This window comes from Pseudomonas sp. HP_14 (assembly GCF_055283875.1).
This window is the reverse complement of sequence record NZ_JBTOQI010000041.1, coordinates 1-17,194: the sequence shown is the minus strand read 5'-3', so window position 1 is coordinate 17,194 and position 17,194 is coordinate 1. Positions and strand designations below refer to the sequence as shown.

The following is a 17,194-nucleotide window of genomic DNA, read 5'->3' as shown; positions in this document are numbered from 1 at the left end:
TAGTCGCAACTAAAGTTTATTGATTTAGTCTGGTTCCTATCCTTATAGATAGTATCGGTAGAATGAATTAGCTGCTTACATACGCTGAGCCGCCAGTGATAAATTCCCGTTGATCGCGATTGATCCCTGCGCCGGATACTTACCGACACACGACGGACAGCGTGAATAAAAATGATCAGTCTCGGTCAAGCCAGCGTCTCTCTTGAATTAAGAGAAGTGTTCAGAAACGGCGTACCGCTGCGGGTAGGCACTCGTGCGTTCGATATTCTGGAGCTGTTGATCTCCTGTCCGGGCCGACTGGTCAGCAAAGACGACATTCTTCAGCGGGTCTGGCCAGATACCGTGGTCGAAGAAAACAACTTGCAGGTGCACGTGTCAGCGCTGCGCAAAGCCCTGGGTGAAGACCGCGATCTGATCCGGACCATTCCCGGCCGTGGTTACATGCTGGTGGGTGGTGAGGATGATTCTGCGCTTGCATCTGCGACAGATCATGCGGATGCACCCTGCGGCAATGGCTTCGGTGGCGCGATGCTGCGTAAAAGTGATTTGCCTCATGACGTGGCATTGATCGGGCGCGAACAGGCACTGGAAGAAGTCTGCGAGGCATTGCTGGGTGATCCGTTGGTGAGCCTGGTAGGTTCGGGAGGGATTGGCAAAACGTCGCTGGCGGTTGCGGTGGCTCACCACTTGTCCCTGACGGAAAGCCTGCACGTCTGCTTTGTGCCGCTGGCGCAGGTGGTCAGCCCTGAGCGTATCGTTGAGTCCCTGGCCTTTGCGCTGGATCTGGTGGTGTTGCCCGGGCAGCCGCTGATTGAATCCATTGTCGAGTGCCTGGATCAGCAGAACCGCCTGGTCATTCTGGATAATTGCGAGCACCTGATCGAAGCGGTTGCGGCGGTCAGTGAGCATTTGCTGCGCAGTTGTCCATCGTTACGCATCCTCATCACCAGTCGTGAGCCACTGCGAATTGGTGGCGAACGTACACTCAGCGTGAGGCCTCTGGATATTCCGGAGCAGGGCGCTGGTCGGGAAGTCATCCTGCAAAGCAGCTCAGCACAATTGTTCATGACTCGCCTGCGCGCCCTGGATTGCTTTTTCCCTGCTGAACACCTCCAGACGCTGGATGAGCAGAGTGTTGAGTTGATCGCGCAGACATGTCGGCAACTGGACGGTATCCCGCTGGCGCTGGAGATGGCTGCTGCCAGGGCGGCCACTCTGGGGTTGTTTGAGCTGGTACAAAGTCTGCAACTTACCCCGCATTTATTGTCCGGTGGTCTGCGCAGTGCGCCGGATCGGCATCAGTCACTGGTGGCATCCATGGAGTGGAGCTATCGTTTGCTCAGCCCGGACGAATGTGCGGTACTAGAGCGCCTGGGGCGACTGGAGGGGCGTTTTACCCTTGCCCAGGCGTGCGAAATGGCCCAGACCTCAGTGTTGCCAAAAGGGCGAGTGATGGACTGCATCGTGAGTCTGGCGCAGAAGTCCTTGTTGCTGGTGGTGGCCGAAGGACCCTTCCGGTTTTACCGGCTGTTACGCGTTACCCGCAGCTGGCTCAGGGAAGCAGTTGGCAAGCTGTCCGGCGACAATGTTTCACTGCGGGGCGTCGGACAGAGTGCTGAACAGCTGGAAAGCACTGAGCGTCCCGTATCGATGCCGGTGATTGCGTCCTGGGGGGCGCCCCACAGTCAGCACGAGTCAGACTATTTTCATCGCAATCACCAACGAATTCTGGCGACAAGCCAATAGCATCAAGCTTCGGAAAATCTGTATATGAGCGCAACACCCAAGGTTTATGTAGTCGACGATGAGTGTGCGATTCGCACGTCGTTGGCTCGCCTGCTGCATTCTGCCGACATCAATACCGAGTGTTTTGCCAGTGCCCAGGAGTTTCTCCAGCAACGTTTTGAGGATCAGCCGACGTGCTTGCTACTGGATGTCAATCTTGCGACGTCCAGCGGTTTTGATGTGCAAGAGGAGCTGCTGCGGCGAGGCCATCGTTTTCCGATTATTTTCATGACTGGTTTTGGCACTATTCCGATGTCGGTAAAGGCCATCAAGGCAGGGGCGCACGAGTTCCTGACCAAGCCCTTCGAGCCGGACCATTTACTGATGGTTGTGCGTCAGGCGCTTGAGCACGACGAAGGCGATCTGGTCAGTCGCCTGCATGTCGAAAGCGTCAGGCGCCGGTTCGATACCCTGACACCGCGCGAGCGGGAAGTGATGACGCTGCTGGTAACCGGCAAGATGAACAAACAGATTGCCAGCGATCTGGGCACCAGTGAAATCACGGTGAAAGTTCATAAACGGCACATTATGACGAAGATGAAGGCGCGCACCTTGATTGACCTGGTCAAGATGCACGAACAATTAAGTCTGGTGAGTTGACTGATAACAGCACAATTATACATAGAGTCAATCACCCACTTTGGACGATTGGCGTAGTCTCTGTTTCTATTACTTTTACTGTCATGAAGTTGAGCTTATGATCCTCATCTGCGTTGTTGATGACGACGCTTCCGTGCGAAACGGTCTTGGTAATCTTCTCAAGTCTTTGGGGTATGCCTCTGTGGGCTTTGCATCGGGCGAGGAGTTTCTGGCTTCTTCGACAATTGATGAAGCAGATTGCGTATTTCTCGATTTGATGATGAAAGGTATGCAAGGGCTGGAGGTGCTTCAGCAGTTGAAAACTGCGGGTAACTCCGTCGCGGTGTTTTGCATGTCTGCCCAGGATGATGAGGGCACCATTCGTCGAACACTCGACGCCGGCGCTTTGGGATTCTTGCGCAAGCCTTTCTCGGAAGATGCGTTACTCGATGCGATAAAGCGGGCACTTGAACACCAGTAAAGGTCTTTTATGAGTAGCATCCGGGCAGCGCCAGGCCCCAGCGTTCAGGTCAAGGCCGATTCACAAGCCGAAGGCTACACGCCGCAGTGGCTGTCGCTTTTGTCCTGGGACTTGCTCTTTGTCGACGGAGAAATTGATCGTTATCGCGTCCATGTGCAGGGCTGCTACCGCCAGTGGCTGATTTTTCGCTCCTCGGCGCGTCAGGTGGAGAGCAGTCAGCGACGTATCGAGCACGAGTTTTTCCTGTCGTCCCGGCTTGAGCCGCAGTGGGCATTGGTCCCGCAAGCTGTGCTGCATACTGCCGAAGGTCCGCTGCTGGTCTGTGATGACCCTGGCGGTCAGGCGCTGCATGAGCTCGCTGACGGCAAAATCTCCATTGATCGCTTCCTGCGCCTTGCACTGGGCGCAGCCCGGGCTGTTGGGCAAGCTCATGGTAACGGCCTGCTGCACAGAGATATCAAACCGAGCAATCTGATTCAGGGCGCCGATGGCATCGTGCGGCTCACGGGGTTTGGCGTCAGTACCGAGGTCCACTCCGGCACTTCTGCAAGTGTCGACGATGCCATCTGCGGAACGCTGGCCTACATGTCTCCCGAGCAGGCGGGACGTGTCGGGCAGCAGGCGGATCAGCGTAGCGACCTTTATTCATTAGGCATGACGTTCTATGAGCTGCTGACCGGCAGATTGCCCTTTGAAGCCAGTGACGCGGTTGAGTGGGTGTATTGTCATGTGGCTCGTCAGCCGCCGTCCCCGCGGCAATTCCGTAACTCGATTCCCGTGCCACTGTGTCAGGTGATTGAGCAACTGATTGCCAAGAACCCTGCGGATCGCTATCAAACGGCGTGCAGCCTTGAGGCTGACTTGCGCAAGTGCCTGACGCAGTGGAGTGAGTTCCAGCATATCGCTGCGTTTGAGCCTGCCGGTAAGGACCGCCGACAACAAGGCAGTGAAGCGCACGTCTTGCTGACGCGGCCCGTTGAGCACCAGGCGCTGCACGCGACGTTTAGCCGGGTAGCCGAGTCGGGACTGTGCGAAATAGTGCTGCTTTCAGGGCAAACCGGCGCTGGTAAATCCACTCTGGTTCGTCAGTTGCATCAGGATCTTGCCCTGAGTCGGGTGTTATTTGCGTCCGGAAAGTTTGACCAGACGGCGCACAATGGCCCTTACGCTTCTCTGGCCCAGGCATTGCGTTCACTGATCATGCGCGTGCTGGGGGAGACGACGGAGGAGTTGCAGCTGTGGCGTGACAAACTGGCGCTCGCGGTTGCCGGGCATGGTCGTCTAATCGCAAATCTGGTGCCCGAGATCGAGTTCATTCTTGGGCCGCAGGCGCCAGGGCCGGATTTGCCCGCCAATGAAACCAAGCATTTATTCCATTACGTGCTGCAGCGCTTTCTGAACAGTTTTGTCAGTCCCGAGCGGCCGTTGGTGTTGTTCTTCGATGACCTGCAGTGGCTTGACGACGCGACCCTGTCGTTTATCTCGTCGTTCAGTTCCGGGCAATACCGAAACATTCTTTTGATACTTGCCTACCGCGACGGTCAGGCCGGTGATCCTTCCCTGTTAGGCGACTTCATCAGCTTGTTGCGCCGGGCGCCTGCGAGGCGTACAGAGATTCACGTAGGCGCACTGGATCTGGATGCAGTCGCGCAGTGGGTTGGTTTGACCCTGGACGCTGAGGCTGCACAGATAACGCCGTTAGCGGAGCTGATTCACGAAAAAACCGGCGGTAATCCATTTTTCGTTGGCCAGTTGTTGCGTACTTTGCTGGAGGAGCAACTGATCCGCTTTGACTCTCGGGCCAGCCGGTGGAGCTGGAGTGAGGAGGGTATTCGCGATCATCGACATGCCGAGAACGTCATCGACCTGATGGTGGTCCGGATTGCTCGTCTTCCTGCGCAGACACGGCGTGTGCTTGGTCAGATGGCCTGCGTGGGTTCAAGCGTCGACTTGTGGACTCTGGCTCGGATAAGCCATGCAGATGAGGCCGCTCTGCGCGCCGACCTGAACCCCGCCATAGAGGCCGGCCTGGTGGTTGAGGATCACCAGGGGTTTGCGTTCTACCATGATCGCGTGCAGGAGTCGGCTTATGAGCTGACGCCTCTGGCTGCAAGGCCTTCTGAACATGCACGCATTGCCCGCCTGTTGATCGCCGGCCTTGAGGGCAAGGGGCGTGCGGATCAGATATTCCGTATTACCGGTCATTTGCAGCGCATACAGCTGGAGCCGTTGGATGATACCGAGCGTCGTCTGTTCTGCGCTTTGTTGGTACAGGCAGCACAACAGGCCATGGAGTCTGCGGCGATTCAGTCTGCCTTGGGGTATCTGCTGACGGCCAGATCATTGATCGTTGACTGGCGCTGGCAGGACGATGCCGAACTCAGTCGCGAGCTGGGCATGGTGCACGCCCAGTGCCTGATTCTGGATGGACAGTTTGAGCGGGCGAGTCAGATTATCGACGAGTTGCTCTGTCAGGTTCAGTCCCATGTACCTCGCGCAGAAGTTTACGGCCTGAAAGTCGAACTGCAGATGCTGACCTGCAGTTATCAGGACGCAGTGAGGACGGCGGGTGAAGGTCTACGGATGTTTGGCATTCATATCCCGGCGCAGATCGATGATCGGGAAGTCGAGCAGCGTTATCGATTTTTGCTGGACGTGCTGGGTACCCGGCAGATCAGCTCGCTGGCTGACTTGCCTGAAATGCGCAACGTGTCCTATGAGGCTGCCATGGGCCTGATGGCGAGCATGATCGCCCCGGCTTCGTTTATCGACGATGACCTGCTGTTTGTTCTGACGTGCGAGATGGTCCTGTTATCCCTCGAGTATGGCGTCTGTCCGGCTGCGACCCATGGTCTTGGATGGTTCGGCGTGGCGCTGGCTTACCAGTACGGAGTTTATGAAGACGCTGCGGCGTATGCGCAATTGGCACGGACACTGGTTTTGCGTCACGGCTATGCCAGCTCCGAAAGCGCAACGCTGGTTGCCCTGGATCAGGTCAGTGTCTGGACCCAGCCACTGGAGCATGCGCTGGGCTACGCCAGATCAGCATTTGCCAGCAGTTATAACGCGGGCAACCTGACCATGAGTTGCTATGCCTCTGTGCATGTCGTGTCAAACCTGCTGGTGATGGGCGAGTACCTCGAAAAAATTGAAGAAGAAATCGAGAGAGGCCTGGACTTCGCACGGCGCGTGCGTTTTCGGGATGTGGAAGATGCGTTAATGACCTTCGCCGGTTTCATTGGCGCCCTGCGTCAGGGCCGCGACTCAATCCCTGGCGGACTGGCCAGCGCCCGCGACAGCGCCATGACGCCCGTAGCATTCTGGTGGTGGTTGTTCGAAGGCATCTCCAGATACATCTATCGCGACTTCGTCGGTTCGGCGGAGTGCCTGGAAAAGGCGAGTAACCTTGCGTGGTCGACACCTGCGCATATTCATCTGTTCGACCTGCATTTTTTCAGCGCATTGAATCTGGCTGCGGGTTGTCGTAATGGGGAGGGCGCCGAGGGAGTGCTCGACCGCATGGCACCGCACTTGGAGAAACTTGAGCGCTGGGCGGCCCTCAACCCGCAGAACTTCAAGGACAAGGCCTTGTTGGTGCGAGCGGAAAAGGCCCGTGTGCAGGGGAATGATTTTGCCGCAATGACGCTCTATGAAGAGGCGATCACCGCCGCAGCCAACGGCGGCTTTGTCCATGTGCAGGCGCTGGCCCATGAGTTGGCAGGCGAATTTCATCATGTTCGCGGGCTTTACACCTCTGCACGCAGTCATTACCGCAATGCGCGTGACTGCTATCACCGCTGGGGAGCGCCGGGCAAAGTGGCGGGCCTCGAAGCGCGCGGTGGCATTCTCCGGGCGCAGGCATCTTTGTCGCGGCCTTCGATCAGTATTTCTGTGGGGCAGGAGTCACTGGACCTGGTCTCGGTCATGAAGGCGTCTCAGGCGTTGTCCGGCGAGATCGTTCTGGACCGGCTGATCGGCATCCTGCTGACACACACGGTTGTTCATGCAGGGGCGCAGCAGGCACTGTTGCTGCTCGTCAACGACGATGCGCCACAGGTCAGAGCCACTGGTAAAGCCAATGAGTCGGGCATCGACATCGATTTGTCCGTGATGATGCCAACTGGCAGGGATCTGCCGCTGTCGATGCTTTATACCGTCATGCGCACCCGACAGCTGATCGTGCTGGACAACGCCATGCAGCCGCATGCCTTTAGCGAAGACGAGTACTTCCGGGATCGCCTCATACGCTCTGTGCTGTGCCTGCCTCTGGTCACGCAGGGCGAGGTGGTGGGGGTGCTGTATCTGGAAAACAACCTGGCGCCGGGTGTCTTCACTGCCAGTCGTACTGCGGTCCTGGAACTGCTTGCCGGACAGGCCGCCATCTCGCTGGAAAATGCTCGTTTGTATGCCGAGTTGCTGGAGGAAAACAGTCGTCGCAAGGAAATTGAAGCCGCGCTGCGAACCAGTAAGGCAACGCTTGCATTGGGTCAGCGTATCAGCCAGTCGGGCAGTTTTCGCTGGGATCCGGTTATCGACGAGGCGCAATGGTCCGACGAGTTGTTTGCGGTCTGGGGGCTGCCGGTGAGTGCCACTGCGCCCTCACTGCCCGAACTGGAACCGATGATTCACGCCGAAGACCTGCAAGCCTTCTCGTCGATGTTGTCGCGGGCATTGCGCAGTTCCAGTGCGTTTGAGCACACGTTCCGGATTGTCAGGCCTGATGGCGCGGTTCGTCACCTTGAACTGCTCGGAGAGCCCGACGGTGATCAGTTTTTTGTCGGTGTGGTCAGCGATGTTACCGAGCGCAAGAATACTGAAACCGCTTTGCGTACTGCCCGTGCGGAATTGGGCAGGGTGTCTCAGGCGACGACCATGGGTGAATTGGCGGCGTCGATCGCTCATGAAATCAATCAGCCGCTGGCGTCGATTGTTTCCAATGCCAGTGCCAGCATGCGCTGGTTGAGCCGGGATGTGCCGGTGGTCGACGAGGCGCTGGCCGGGCTGCGAGACATCGTCAATGATGGCAAGCGTGCTGCTGATATTGTGCGCGCGTTGCAGTCGCTGGCCAGGCAAGCCCCGCTCAATCGTGAGCCGTTGTACATCGACGAAGTGATTCGACAGGTCGTGTTGTTGACTGCCAGCGAGATTGAGCAGCGTCAGGTATTGCTCTACAAGGCGGTCAGTGAACCTCAGTTGCAGGTGGAAGGGGATGCCGTGCAGTTGCAGCAAGTGATCCTGAATCTGATCATGAATGCTGTGGATGCTATGAGCGATCTGCATGACCGGCCGCGGCGACTGGCGATCAGTTGCGATACCGTGGCGGGTGAGTACGTTGTAGTCAGTGTTCAGGACAATGGCTTCGGGATTGATCCGGTGCACCTGGAGCGGTTGTTCGATGCATTTTTCACCACCAAGGAAAAAGGCATGGGCATGGGGCTGGCGATCTGCAGGTCAATCATCGACGCCCATGGCGGGATGCTGCGTGCGTTTTCCGGACGGTCGAGCGGGGCGGTGTTTGTGTTTACCTTGCCGGTGGTGAGGCAAGGGCAATGAGACCTGAGCGCCTGTATCAGTGGAATGCGGCCGCCGCGTTGTCGCGCAGCAAAGTTTGGGCCTGTAGGAGCGCATAAGCACCGCTAGGCCGCGATGCTCGTGAGCTCTTACAGAAAAGCATCCCGAATCAGGTCGTTATATTTTTTTGATGAGCTGATCCTGGCTGATTCAACCCCGCGCAAACTCCAGCAAATCCTTGTTCAACTCATCCTTGTGCGTGAAGTACACCGCGTGCGGTGCGCCAGGATAGACCTTGAGTTGCGCGCCCGGGATCAGCGCGGCTGCCGCTTTACCGGTGACGTCGAAATTGACCACTGCATCGCCGTCCCCGTGAATGACCAGCGTCGGCACATCAAACTTCGCCAGATCTGGACGGAAGTCAGTTTCCGAGAATGCCCCGACACAGTCCAGAGTGCCTTTGATGCCGGCTTGCAGCGCCATGCCCTGCGTCCAGTCCAGCATGGGCTTGCCTACCGAAGAACCCGGTTGATCACTGCCCGTGAAGATCGGGCCAAAAGCATCAAGGAATGCTGCACGGTCATTCAGTACGCCCGAGCGGATACCGTCAAAAATAGCCGGGTCCATGCCTTCCGGGTGATCTTCGCGACGAATCATCAATGGCGTGACCGCGCTCACCAGCACTGCTTTGGAAACGCGCTCGCTGCCATGACGGCCGATGTAACGCGCAACCTCGCCACCGCCCATCGAGAAGCCTACCAGCGTCACGTCGGTGAGGTTCAGCGAAGTGATCAGCGCCTGCAAATCGTCAGCGAAGGTGTCGTAGTCATAACCTGTCCATGGCTGGCTGGAACGGCCGAATCCACGACGGTCATGAGCGATGACCCGAAAGCCGTTTTCGGCCAGAAAGTTCATCTGGTATTCCCACATGTCGGCATTTAACGGCCAACCGTGACACAGAACGATGGGCTGGCCGCTGCCCCAATCCTTGTAGTAAATCTGGGTGCCGTCAGTCGTGGTAATCGTAGGCATGATCTTCTCCGGGGGTGGGGCTTGAACAAAGGTTTACAAGCTGAGCCCTCACGTTAGGCTTCGATGCCGTTCAAGTCTTTGGCATCGCCTGAAACGTTCTTAACCTGCCTGTGAGCCTGATGTTCAAGGTGATGCGGATTAACCTGCGCTTCAGAACGTTTAATGTTTTGCAAAGGACTTTAAGGGTCGCCATCACCAGACTCGATCCCTGCCATACACCTCTGAGCAGGAGAGTCTGTAATGAATGCGATCAGCCCGTTATCCATCCGTCATATCGAACAAGCTGCGGTCAGTCAGGTTCCATCTTTCGACACCTTGTCTTGCGCTGTAGAGGAGCTGATGAAGTCTGCATCGGTTGACGCCACCCGCGAAGCGAGTCTGAAACTGCTGGAAAGCAGCGTTACAACCCCGGGCATTGATCCGCTGGCTTACCGATTGATTTGCTCGCTGCTGCCAGCTCTGCGCGACCGTCAGGCTCATCATGACGACTCTGTCGAGCGTGCGATGCTGGTGCTTTGTTCGCATTTGTCCACGCGCTTTGAAACACCCAAGGCTGCGCCGCAACCTTGCGAGAAAGTCGCCCTGTCACCCTGGCAGGAGCGACGTGCCAAGGAAATGATGTCCAGCCATATGGATCGCGGGCTGTCCATTGCTCAGATCGCTACCGAGTGTTCGTTGTCACGCAGCCATTTTTCCCGGGCATTCAAGAAAAACACCGGTTTTTCTCCACGGGACTGGTTCCTGCAAGTCCGCCTCGACAAGGCAAAGGCATTGTTGACCGAGACCAGTATTTCCATCTCGCGTATCAGCCTTGACTGTGGTTTCGCCGATCAGTCTCATTTCACTCGTGTGTTCACCCGGGTCACAGGCCTGACGCCTTTCAACTGGAGACGCTCCCTGTCTACGCAAGGCCGTCAGGCGGGTTGATCAGTTGAGAAGGTCCAGCGGGTATTCGATAACCAGATAGAGCCGATCGATATCGTCCCCGGCCTGCGCCGTATTGGCTCGATGAGAGACATGGGAAACGTTCAGCGACAGGTCTTTGGCCGGTCCCGACTGTACGGTGTATTTGAGGTCAATATCGCGTTCCCAGTGTCGACCGCCTTTGCCCTGAATGGGCTGGTAACGCCCGGTATCACTGTCGAACGGGTTATAGGTCCCGCCTTGAGCGGCGTGAGTACCGTCGATTTTGTCACCGGTGACGTAACGGGTCATGAATTTAAGCCCTGGTACTCCCAGCGTCGCGAAATCCAGGTCGTATCGTGCTTGCCACGATTGTTCATGGGCACCATTGAAGTCTGCGTATTTGATTGAGTTCGCCAGATAAATAGAGTCGCCTCCCACGAAGTCGAAAGGGCTGTCGCCGTCGATTTTCTGCCACGCAACCGTCAGTGCCTGGCTGCCAAAGCGGTATTTTGCCGACAGGCTGAAGGCCGTGTTGTTGATCGATCCGGCATCTGCATTGCCACTGTCCAGAGTCCGGTAGACATTGCTATCCAGCAGTAAAGAGCTGTCGGCTGAAAGCGCTTGATTCAGGTGCAGGTTGCCGTAGTACTGCTGCCAGGTGTCAGACAATTGCGACGTGTAGAGCGAGCCGCCCAATGGCCCGTCACCTGAAAACTCGATCCCGGCCAGACTGATGCTGTTATTGCGCGTGGTTGCCCCGTAACCGTCGAAGTCGTCGTGGGTGCTGGAGGCGTTCTGATTCTTGAAGGCCGTGAAGTGTCCGGCGACCATTCGCAGGCCTTCAATTTCTTCGCTGTCGAGGAAAAAGCCGGTGGCGTATTCCGGTTGCAAGCGTTTGTCTGCGGTGTCGAACACCGGGGTTTCAACCTCCATCTCGCCAAACTTCAGCGTTGTTTTCGAATAGTGCAGCTTGAGGGCTGCGCCGCCGCTGGAGTAGTCGTGTTCAGCGCGACCATCGCTGTCCAGCGGTAGCAGACCGGCACCTGCATGCCCGCGTCCACCGTCCAGTTTCAATCCATAAAAAGCATGAGCATCGATGCCGACGCCTACGTCTCCCTGGGTAAAGCCTGATTTCAGATTGGCGATGAAGCCCTGCGCCCATTCCTGGTGATAGCTTTGCCCGTTATGGCCGGTGCGGTAGTCGTTGTGTAGAAAGAAGTTGCGCGAGAGCAGGTTCAGGGTCGTATCTTCTACGAACCCATGTTCTTCAGCGCTGACCGTCATCGCTCTGGTGGAGCCAAGGATTGCCAGCGCGGCAACCAGTGTGAAACGAACGTGCATGAGCCTGCCCTTTTTCTGTGAGGCGCACAGGCTGGCAGGTGTGGGTCGGGAGGAATTGATTGGGTGTGCGCAATTTTTTTCATGGGATGAACAACATGCAAACCACTGGATTGAAATGCATTTTCTGTAGGAGCTGCCGAAGGCTGCGATGCATTTCTCCTGACACACCGCGATCGCAGCCTCCGGCAGCTCTTACAGACACCAATGTTTGCTGCGCGACAGCGCGGTGTCAGGGAGGCGGTGTGTCCTGCGGGAATTGCGATTGCAGGCAACATAAAGCACAAAACTACAAGGCAGGACGTCAGCAACCGTGCTTACCTGCCATCAGGTAAGCCTTGGCTATTCTCATCCCTCAGATCCGGACCTTTCCTATGAATCGCAATGACCTGCGCCGAGTCGATCTCAATCTGTTGGTGATTTTTGAAGCATTGATGTTTGAGCGCAATCTGACTCGGGTCGCGGAAAAGCTGTTCATGGGGCAGCCCGCAGTCAGCGCTGCGTTGTCTCGTTTGCGCGATCTGTTTGACGACCCGCTGCTATTGCGTAGCGGTCGCGGCATGGAGCCGACGGCGCGAGCGCTGGACATCCTCAAGGAAATCCAGCCTGCGCTGGATACGATTTCCGGTGCGGTCAGCCGCGCCAAGGATTTCGATCCTTCAACCAGTTGTGACGTATTTCGTATCGGCTTGTCCGATGACGCCGAGTTCGGTCTGCTGCCACCCTTGCTGCATCAACTGCGGGAAGAAGCACCTGGCATCATCGTGGTGGTTCGTCGCGCCAACTACCTGTTGATGCCCGCATTGCTCGCGTCGGGAGAGATCTCGGTGGGCGTCAGCTATACCACCGATTTGCCCGCCAATGCCAAACGCAAGAAGTTACGCGACATCGATTGCAAGGTGCTGCGTGGAGATTCTCGCCCTGGCGCGCTGACGCTCGACGAGTACTGCGAACGGCCTCACGCAATGGTTTCGTTCTCCGGGGACCTGTCCGGCAATATCGACCTGGATCTGGCCAAAGTAGGGCGCACCCGCAAAGTGGTGCTGGGCGTGCCGCAGTTCAATGGCTTGCGTGCCTTGCTGGCAGGGACCGAACTGATCGCTACTGTGCCGGATTACGCTGCCTGTGCTCTGGTTGAAGGCTGCGCGTTACGTGCTGACGATCCGCCGTTCCCGATTGTCCCGGCCGAGTTGTCGATGGTCTGGAGCGGGGTGCACGACAATGATCCCGCCGAACGCTGGTTGCGTTCACGCATCAGTCAGCACATGTCCAAGACCCCTGACGTGAGTTGAGGCGCGGTCTATGTGGGAGCAGAGCTTGCTCGCGCTGTGGCTGGACGCGCGTCCCTTCAGATAGCGGCCCGCCATATAGCGAGCAAGCGCGGCTCCCACATTGGGCGGGCGCTATCTCGAACATCCCTGGCCGTGTTTTTGTGCACGGCTGATCCAATAAAGCACAAGCATTCAATTATCATTTAGCTTTAACGCGGCACTATCGAATCCAGAGTTGGCCAGTACATGCAGCCCGCTGTCTTGGCCATTTCCCAATTTCGTGGGTGCGTGATGATTAATTCGACATTAGAAAATTTATCCTTTGAGAACCGGGCCCGCGACCTCGGTCTGCTGTTTCTCAGGATCAGCGCCGCTGCTTTTCTTCTGGCCGTGCATGGCCTGCCCAAGCTGCTCGATTTCAACAATCAACTGACGCTTATCGAAGACCCGTTCCACATGGGCGCACAGTTGACCCTGATTCTCGCGATCTTTGCCGAAGTCCTGTGCCCGTTGCTCATCGCGGCAGGGATCTTCGTGCGTCTTGCCTGCCTGCCCATTCTGTTCTTGTTGCTGGTTGCCCTGATCGTGGTCCACCCGGAGTGGACGCTGGAGCAGGGTCAGTTCGGCTGGTTGCTACTGATCATTTTTACCTCTGTGTTTATCGCCGGGCCAGGACGGCTCGCGCTTAACGCACGTTTCAACGGAGTGGTTCGTTATGCCTGATTCAAACTCTCTGGCCCAGGAAGCGGTCGTGGTCAGCCAGCCAGCATTCAATGAGGTTGTGACGCTGGTGATCAAGCACCGCATTCGCGCGGGTATGGAAGCTGATTACGAAGCGTGGTTGCGCCGCATTGTCGGGATCGCATCCGGATACCCAGGCCATTTGGGCGTCGACGTCATCCGCAGCAAGTCGGGTGGCCTGCATTTGTTTACCTGCGTACTACGCTTTCATTCGACCGATGCCATGCAGCGCTGGCTGGATTCTGACGAGCGTAGCCAGTTGGTCAAAGAAGCCCATCCGATGCTCGCCGATGGCGATCAGACCGAAGTCAATCCGCACAACGAGTTCTGGTTTACGCCGGCGTCCGAAGCGTCCGCGCCGCAGCCGCCGCGCTGGAAACAAGCCTGCGTGACCTTTCTGGTCATCTGTCCGCTGACGCTGTTGATCCCATTGATCTGGGGCCCGGTTTTCGCTTTGAGTCCGCTGCTCGCCAACTACGTGGTGAGCACTGCATTGGTCACGGTGACCATCGTCCTGCTGGTTTGCTACGTGATGATGCCCGCCGCAACCCGGCTGTTTGCACCTTGGCTGAACGCCGCGCAGAAACAGCCTCCCGTGGAGTAATGCGATGAGCAATGACGATAAAGACCCCGATCAGGAACGCCGCCGCTTTCTGGCCAAAAGCACGTTGCTCAGCGCTGCTGCAGCGATCTTTCCCTCTTTCCCCTTCGCTGGCTATGCCGGTGCCTCTCAATACTCTGTCGAAGGAACTGCAATGAACGTCGAACTGATTCTCTATAACGGCCAACTGCATACTGTCGATCGTGAAAAACCCAAGGCCAGCGCCGTCGCCATCAGTGGTGGCCGCTTCGTGGCGGTCGGTACTGATGCTGAAGTCATGGCGCTGCGGGGCAGTGCGACTCAGGTCATCGACCTGCAAAAACGCACGGTTATCCCGGGCCTCAACGACTCCCACCTGCACTTGATTCGTGGCGGGTTGAACTACAACCTCGAACTGCGCTGGGAAGGCGTGCCGTCATTGGCGGACGCGTTGCGTATGCTCAAGGATCAGGCTGACCGTACGCCGACCCCGCAGTGGGTGCGTGTAGTTGGCGGCTGGAACGAATTCCAGTTTGCTGAAAAACGCATGCCGACCCTGGAAGAACTCAATCAGGCGGCACCAGATACCCCGGTTTTCGTCCTGCACCTCTACGACCGCGCTTTGCTCAACCGTGCCGCACTGCGTGTGGCTGGCTACACCCGCAATACGCCAAACCCGCCGGGTGGCGAAATCGTTCGCGACTCCAATGGCGATCCTACCGGCATGCTGGTGGCCAAGCCAAACGCGATGATTCTGTACTCGACACTGGCCAAAGGGCCGAAGCTGCCGCTTGAGTATCAGGTCAACTCGACGCGTCAGTTCATGCGTGAACTCAATCGTTTGGGCGTCACCAGTGCCATCGATGCGGGCGGTGGTTTCCAGAACTACCCGGATGATTACGCCGTCATTGAGCAGTTGGCCCGTGAGAAGCATTTGACGGTGCGCATTGCCTACAACCTGTTCACCCAGAAGCCGAAAGAAGAACTGGCTGACTTCAAGAACTGGACCAGTTCGGTCAAATTGCATCAGGGTGATGACTTCCTGCGTCACAACGGCGCCGGTGAAATGCTTGCGTTCTCGGCGGCAGACTTCGAAGACTTCCTGGAGCCACGCCCTGATCTGCCAGCGGGTATGGAGCAGGATCTGGAACCCGTGGTCCGTCACCTGGTGGAGAATCGCTGGCCCTTCCGCCTGCACGCCACCTATGACGAATCCATTTCGCGGATGCTCGACGTATTCGAGAAGGTCAACCGCGAGATCCCGTTCAACAATCTGCCGTGGTTCTTCGACCACTGCGAAACCATCACGCCGAAAAACATTGAGCGCGTCCGTGCGCTGAATGGCGGTATCGCGATTCAGGACCGGATGGCTTTCCAGGGCGAGTACTTCGTCGAGCGTTACGGTTCAAAGGCGGCCGAACACACGCCGCCGATCAAGCGCATGCTGGCCGAGGGCGTTCCGGTCGGTGCCGGTACCGACGCCACGCGAGTCTCCAGCTACAACCCATGGACGTCCCTGTACTGGATGGTCAGCGGTCGTACGGTTGGCGGGCTTGAGCTGTATCCAGAAGGCCTGTCACGTGACACCGCGCTAGAGCTGTTCACTCACGGCAGCGCCTGGTTCTCTTCCGAGCAAGGCAAGAAGGGCATGATCAAAGTCGGCCAACTGGCTGACCTGGTGGCCCTGTCGGCGGATTACTTCAGCGTTGAAGAAGAGTCGATCAAGTGGATCGAATCGGTGCTGACCGTTGTTGATGGCAAGGTGGTGTACGGCAGCGGCGACTTCGAAAAACTCGCGCCGCCTCAGGTCCCGGTCCTGCCGGACTGGTCGCCGGTAGTCAAAGTGCCAGGTCACTGGCGTCCCAATTCGCCGCTGGTGGCGCAGGTTCACCAATGCAGCGGCCCTTGTGTCGTGCATTCCCACAGCCATGAGCGCGCTCGCATGTCCAGCGTACCGGTCAGCGACTTCCAGGGTTTCTGGGGCGCATTCGGCTGTTCATGTTTCGCATTCTGATCAATAGCTATTACGGCAACGCTGACATTCTGAAACCTGAAGGAGTTATCTCATGAGTACTGCTACCCCATGGAAACGCTTGAACAAAGACGACGCGGTTGTTTTGCTGGTCGATCACCAGACTGGCCTGATCTCGCTGGTGCAGGACTTCCAGCCTAACGAGTTCAAGAACAACGTGCTGGCACTGGCTGATCTGGCCAAGTTCTTCAAACTGCCGACCATTCTGACTACCAGTTTCGAAAACGGTCCGAACGGCCCTATGGTCCCAGAGTTGAAAGAGCTGTTCCCGGACGCACCGTACATTCCGCGTCCAGGCCAGATCAACGCCTGGGATAACGAAGACTTCGTCAAGGCAGTGAAAGCCACCGGCCGCAAGCAACTGATCATCGCCGGTGTTGTGACCGACGTGTGCGTTGCGTTCCCGACGTTGTCGGCGCTGGCTGAAGGTTTTGAGGTGTTTGTCGTGACTGACGCGTCGGGCACTTTCAATGAAACCGTGCAACAGGCTGCCTGGGCGCGCATGACGGCTGCCGGTGCGCAACTGGTGAACTGGTTCTCCGTAGCGTGCGAGCTGCAGGTTGACTGGCGTAACGATATGGAAGGCCTGGCGAACCTGCTGTCGCCACGTATTCCTAACTACCGCAACCTGATGAACAGCTACACAGCACTGACTGCCAAGTAAGTTCGGCGGGTCAAAAAGGCGCCCCACCTCGGTGGGGCGCCTTTTTTTGTGCAGTAAATGCGGTATCCACAGTTCACGGCGTGAGACCGGCTTCAGCCGGGAAGGAGGCATTACTGACGATAAAGATGTAGGGACTGTTCGGACCTCTTCGGCTAAAGCCAGTTGTGGGAGGAGAGCGGGGGGGGGCGTACAGGGCGGCGCGAAAAGGGTTGTTCAGAAGATCCATATTGGGATGAAGAAACCCGCGCACCCCCCCGGTATCCCAGAGAGGGGG

12 protein-coding genes are annotated in these 17,194 nt (G+C 57.3%); 10 read left to right on the top strand and 2 right to left on the bottom strand.

Features of this window, described 5'->3' with window-relative positions; all coding sequences use genetic code 11:
- The first annotated feature begins 171 nt into the window (after positions 1 to 171).
- The 4 genes from ACYASS_RS19255 to ACYASS_RS19240 all read left to right on the top strand — a co-directional run bounded on the left by ACYASS_RS19255 (position 172) and on the right by ACYASS_RS19240 (position 8,398).
- A complete protein-coding gene (locus ACYASS_RS19255; RefSeq protein WP_463587287.1) occupies positions 172 to 1,746 on the top strand; it encodes an ATP-binding protein in 1,575 nt (524 codons plus the stop codon).
- Between the two features lie 24 nt (positions 1,747 to 1,770).
- Positions 1,771 to 2,385 carry a response regulator transcription factor gene (locus ACYASS_RS19250; protein WP_463587286.1) on the top strand — a complete coding sequence of 205 codons (615 nt, stop codon included), beginning with the start codon at positions 1,771 to 1,773 and terminating at the stop codon, positions 2,383 to 2,385.
- A gap of 97 nt (positions 2,386 to 2,482) precedes the next feature.
- Complete coding sequence (locus tag ACYASS_RS19245) at positions 2,483 to 2,845, top strand: response regulator transcription factor (RefSeq protein ID WP_463587285.1); 363 nt, start codon at positions 2,483 to 2,485, stop codon at positions 2,843 to 2,845.
- A gap of 9 nt (positions 2,846 to 2,854) precedes the next feature.
- On the top strand, positions 2,855 to 8,398 hold the full coding sequence (locus ACYASS_RS19240; RefSeq protein WP_463587284.1) for an AAA family ATPase: 5,544 nt from the start codon (positions 2,855 to 2,857) through the stop codon (positions 8,396 to 8,398).
- Between the two features lie 168 nt (positions 8,399 to 8,566).
- Here the strand turns inward: ACYASS_RS19240 and ACYASS_RS19235 are convergent, their stop codons facing one another.
- The gene (locus ACYASS_RS19235; protein ID WP_243247393.1) at positions 8,567 to 9,388 is read right to left on the bottom strand and encodes an alpha/beta fold hydrolase; all 822 of its coding nucleotides are present in this window, start codon (positions 9,386 to 9,388) and stop codon (positions 8,567 to 8,569) included.
- A gap of 240 nt (positions 9,389 to 9,628) precedes the next feature.
- On the opposite strand from ACYASS_RS19235, the gene ACYASS_RS19230 reads away from it, so the two are divergent.
- On the top strand, positions 9,629 to 10,315 hold the full coding sequence (locus ACYASS_RS19230) for a helix-turn-helix domain-containing protein (RefSeq protein WP_463587283.1): 687 nt from the start codon (positions 9,629 to 9,631) through the stop codon (positions 10,313 to 10,315).
- Here ACYASS_RS19230 and ACYASS_RS19225 read toward each other — a convergent pair whose 3' ends face one another.
- A complete protein-coding gene (locus ACYASS_RS19225; RefSeq protein WP_463587282.1) occupies positions 10,316 to 11,635 on the bottom strand; it encodes an OprD family porin in 1,320 nt (439 codons plus the stop codon).
- A gap of 371 nt (positions 11,636 to 12,006) precedes the next feature.
- On the opposite strand from ACYASS_RS19225, the gene ACYASS_RS19220 reads away from it, so the two are divergent.
- The 5 genes from ACYASS_RS19220 (at position 12,007) to ycaC (ending at position 16,920) form a co-directional block, all read left to right on the top strand.
- The gene (locus tag ACYASS_RS19220) at positions 12,007 to 12,924 is read left to right on the top strand and encodes a LysR substrate-binding domain-containing protein (RefSeq protein WP_463587281.1); all 918 of its coding nucleotides are present in this window, start codon (positions 12,007 to 12,009) and stop codon (positions 12,922 to 12,924) included.
- Positions 12,925 to 13,194: 270 nt separating this feature from the next.
- Positions 13,195 to 13,626, top strand: a complete 432-nt coding sequence (locus ACYASS_RS19215; RefSeq protein ID WP_463587280.1) for a DoxX family protein — start codon at positions 13,195 to 13,197, stop codon at positions 13,624 to 13,626.
- A complete protein-coding gene (locus tag ACYASS_RS19210) occupies positions 13,619 to 14,248 on the top strand; it encodes an antibiotic biosynthesis monooxygenase (RefSeq protein ID WP_463587279.1) in 630 nt (209 codons plus the stop codon). The genes ACYASS_RS19215 and ACYASS_RS19210 overlap by 8 nt, the downstream gene beginning before the upstream one ends.
- A 151-nt stretch (positions 14,249 to 14,399) precedes the next feature.
- Entirely contained in the window at positions 14,400 to 16,238 is a 1,839-nt protein-coding gene (locus tag ACYASS_RS19205) for an amidohydrolase (protein ID WP_463587491.1), read from the top strand.
- Between the two features lie 52 nt (positions 16,239 to 16,290).
- On the top strand, positions 16,291 to 16,920 hold the full coding sequence (ycaC, locus tag ACYASS_RS19200) for an isochorismate family cysteine hydrolase YcaC (RefSeq protein WP_122661995.1): 630 nt from the start codon (positions 16,291 to 16,293) through the stop codon (positions 16,918 to 16,920).
- Positions 16,921 to 17,194 lie beyond the last annotated feature (274 nt).

Excerpts from the sequence above, each read along its gene's own strand:
- ACYASS_RS19225 (WP_463587282.1), bottom strand. The coding sequence starts at position 11,635 with ATGCACGTTCGTTTCACACTGGTTGCCGCGCTGGCAATCCTTGGCTCC.
- ACYASS_RS19250 (WP_463587286.1), top strand. The coding sequence starts at position 1,771 with ATGAGCGCAACACCCAAGGTTTATGTAGTCGACGATGAGTGTGCGATT.
- ACYASS_RS19240 (WP_463587284.1), top strand. The coding sequence starts at position 2,855 with ATGAGTAGCATCCGGGCAGCGCCAGGCCCCAGCGTTCAGGTCAAGGCC.
- ACYASS_RS19255 (WP_463587287.1), top strand. The coding sequence starts at position 172 with ATGATCAGTCTCGGTCAAGCCAGCGTCTCTCTTGAATTAAGAGAAGTG.
- ACYASS_RS19220 (WP_463587281.1), top strand. The coding sequence starts at position 12,007 with ATGAATCGCAATGACCTGCGCCGAGTCGATCTCAATCTGTTGGTGATT.
- ACYASS_RS19205 (WP_463587491.1), top strand. The coding sequence starts at position 14,400 with ATGAACGTCGAACTGATTCTCTATAACGGCCAACTGCATACTGTCGAT.
- ACYASS_RS19215 (WP_463587280.1), top strand. The coding sequence starts at position 13,195 with ATGATTAATTCGACATTAGAAAATTTATCCTTTGAGAACCGGGCCCGC.
- ACYASS_RS19235 (WP_243247393.1), bottom strand. The coding sequence starts at position 9,388 with ATGCCTACGATTACCACGACTGACGGCACCCAGATTTACTACAAGGAT.
- ACYASS_RS19230 (WP_463587283.1), top strand. The coding sequence starts at position 9,629 with ATGAATGCGATCAGCCCGTTATCCATCCGTCATATCGAACAAGCTGCG.
- ycaC (WP_122661995.1), top strand. The coding sequence starts at position 16,291 with ATGAGTACTGCTACCCCATGGAAACGCTTGAACAAAGACGACGCGGTT.
- ACYASS_RS19210 (WP_463587279.1), top strand. The coding sequence starts at position 13,619 with ATGCCTGATTCAAACTCTCTGGCCCAGGAAGCGGTCGTGGTCAGCCAG.
- ACYASS_RS19245 (WP_463587285.1), top strand. The coding sequence starts at position 2,483 with ATGATCCTCATCTGCGTTGTTGATGACGACGCTTCCGTGCGAAACGGT.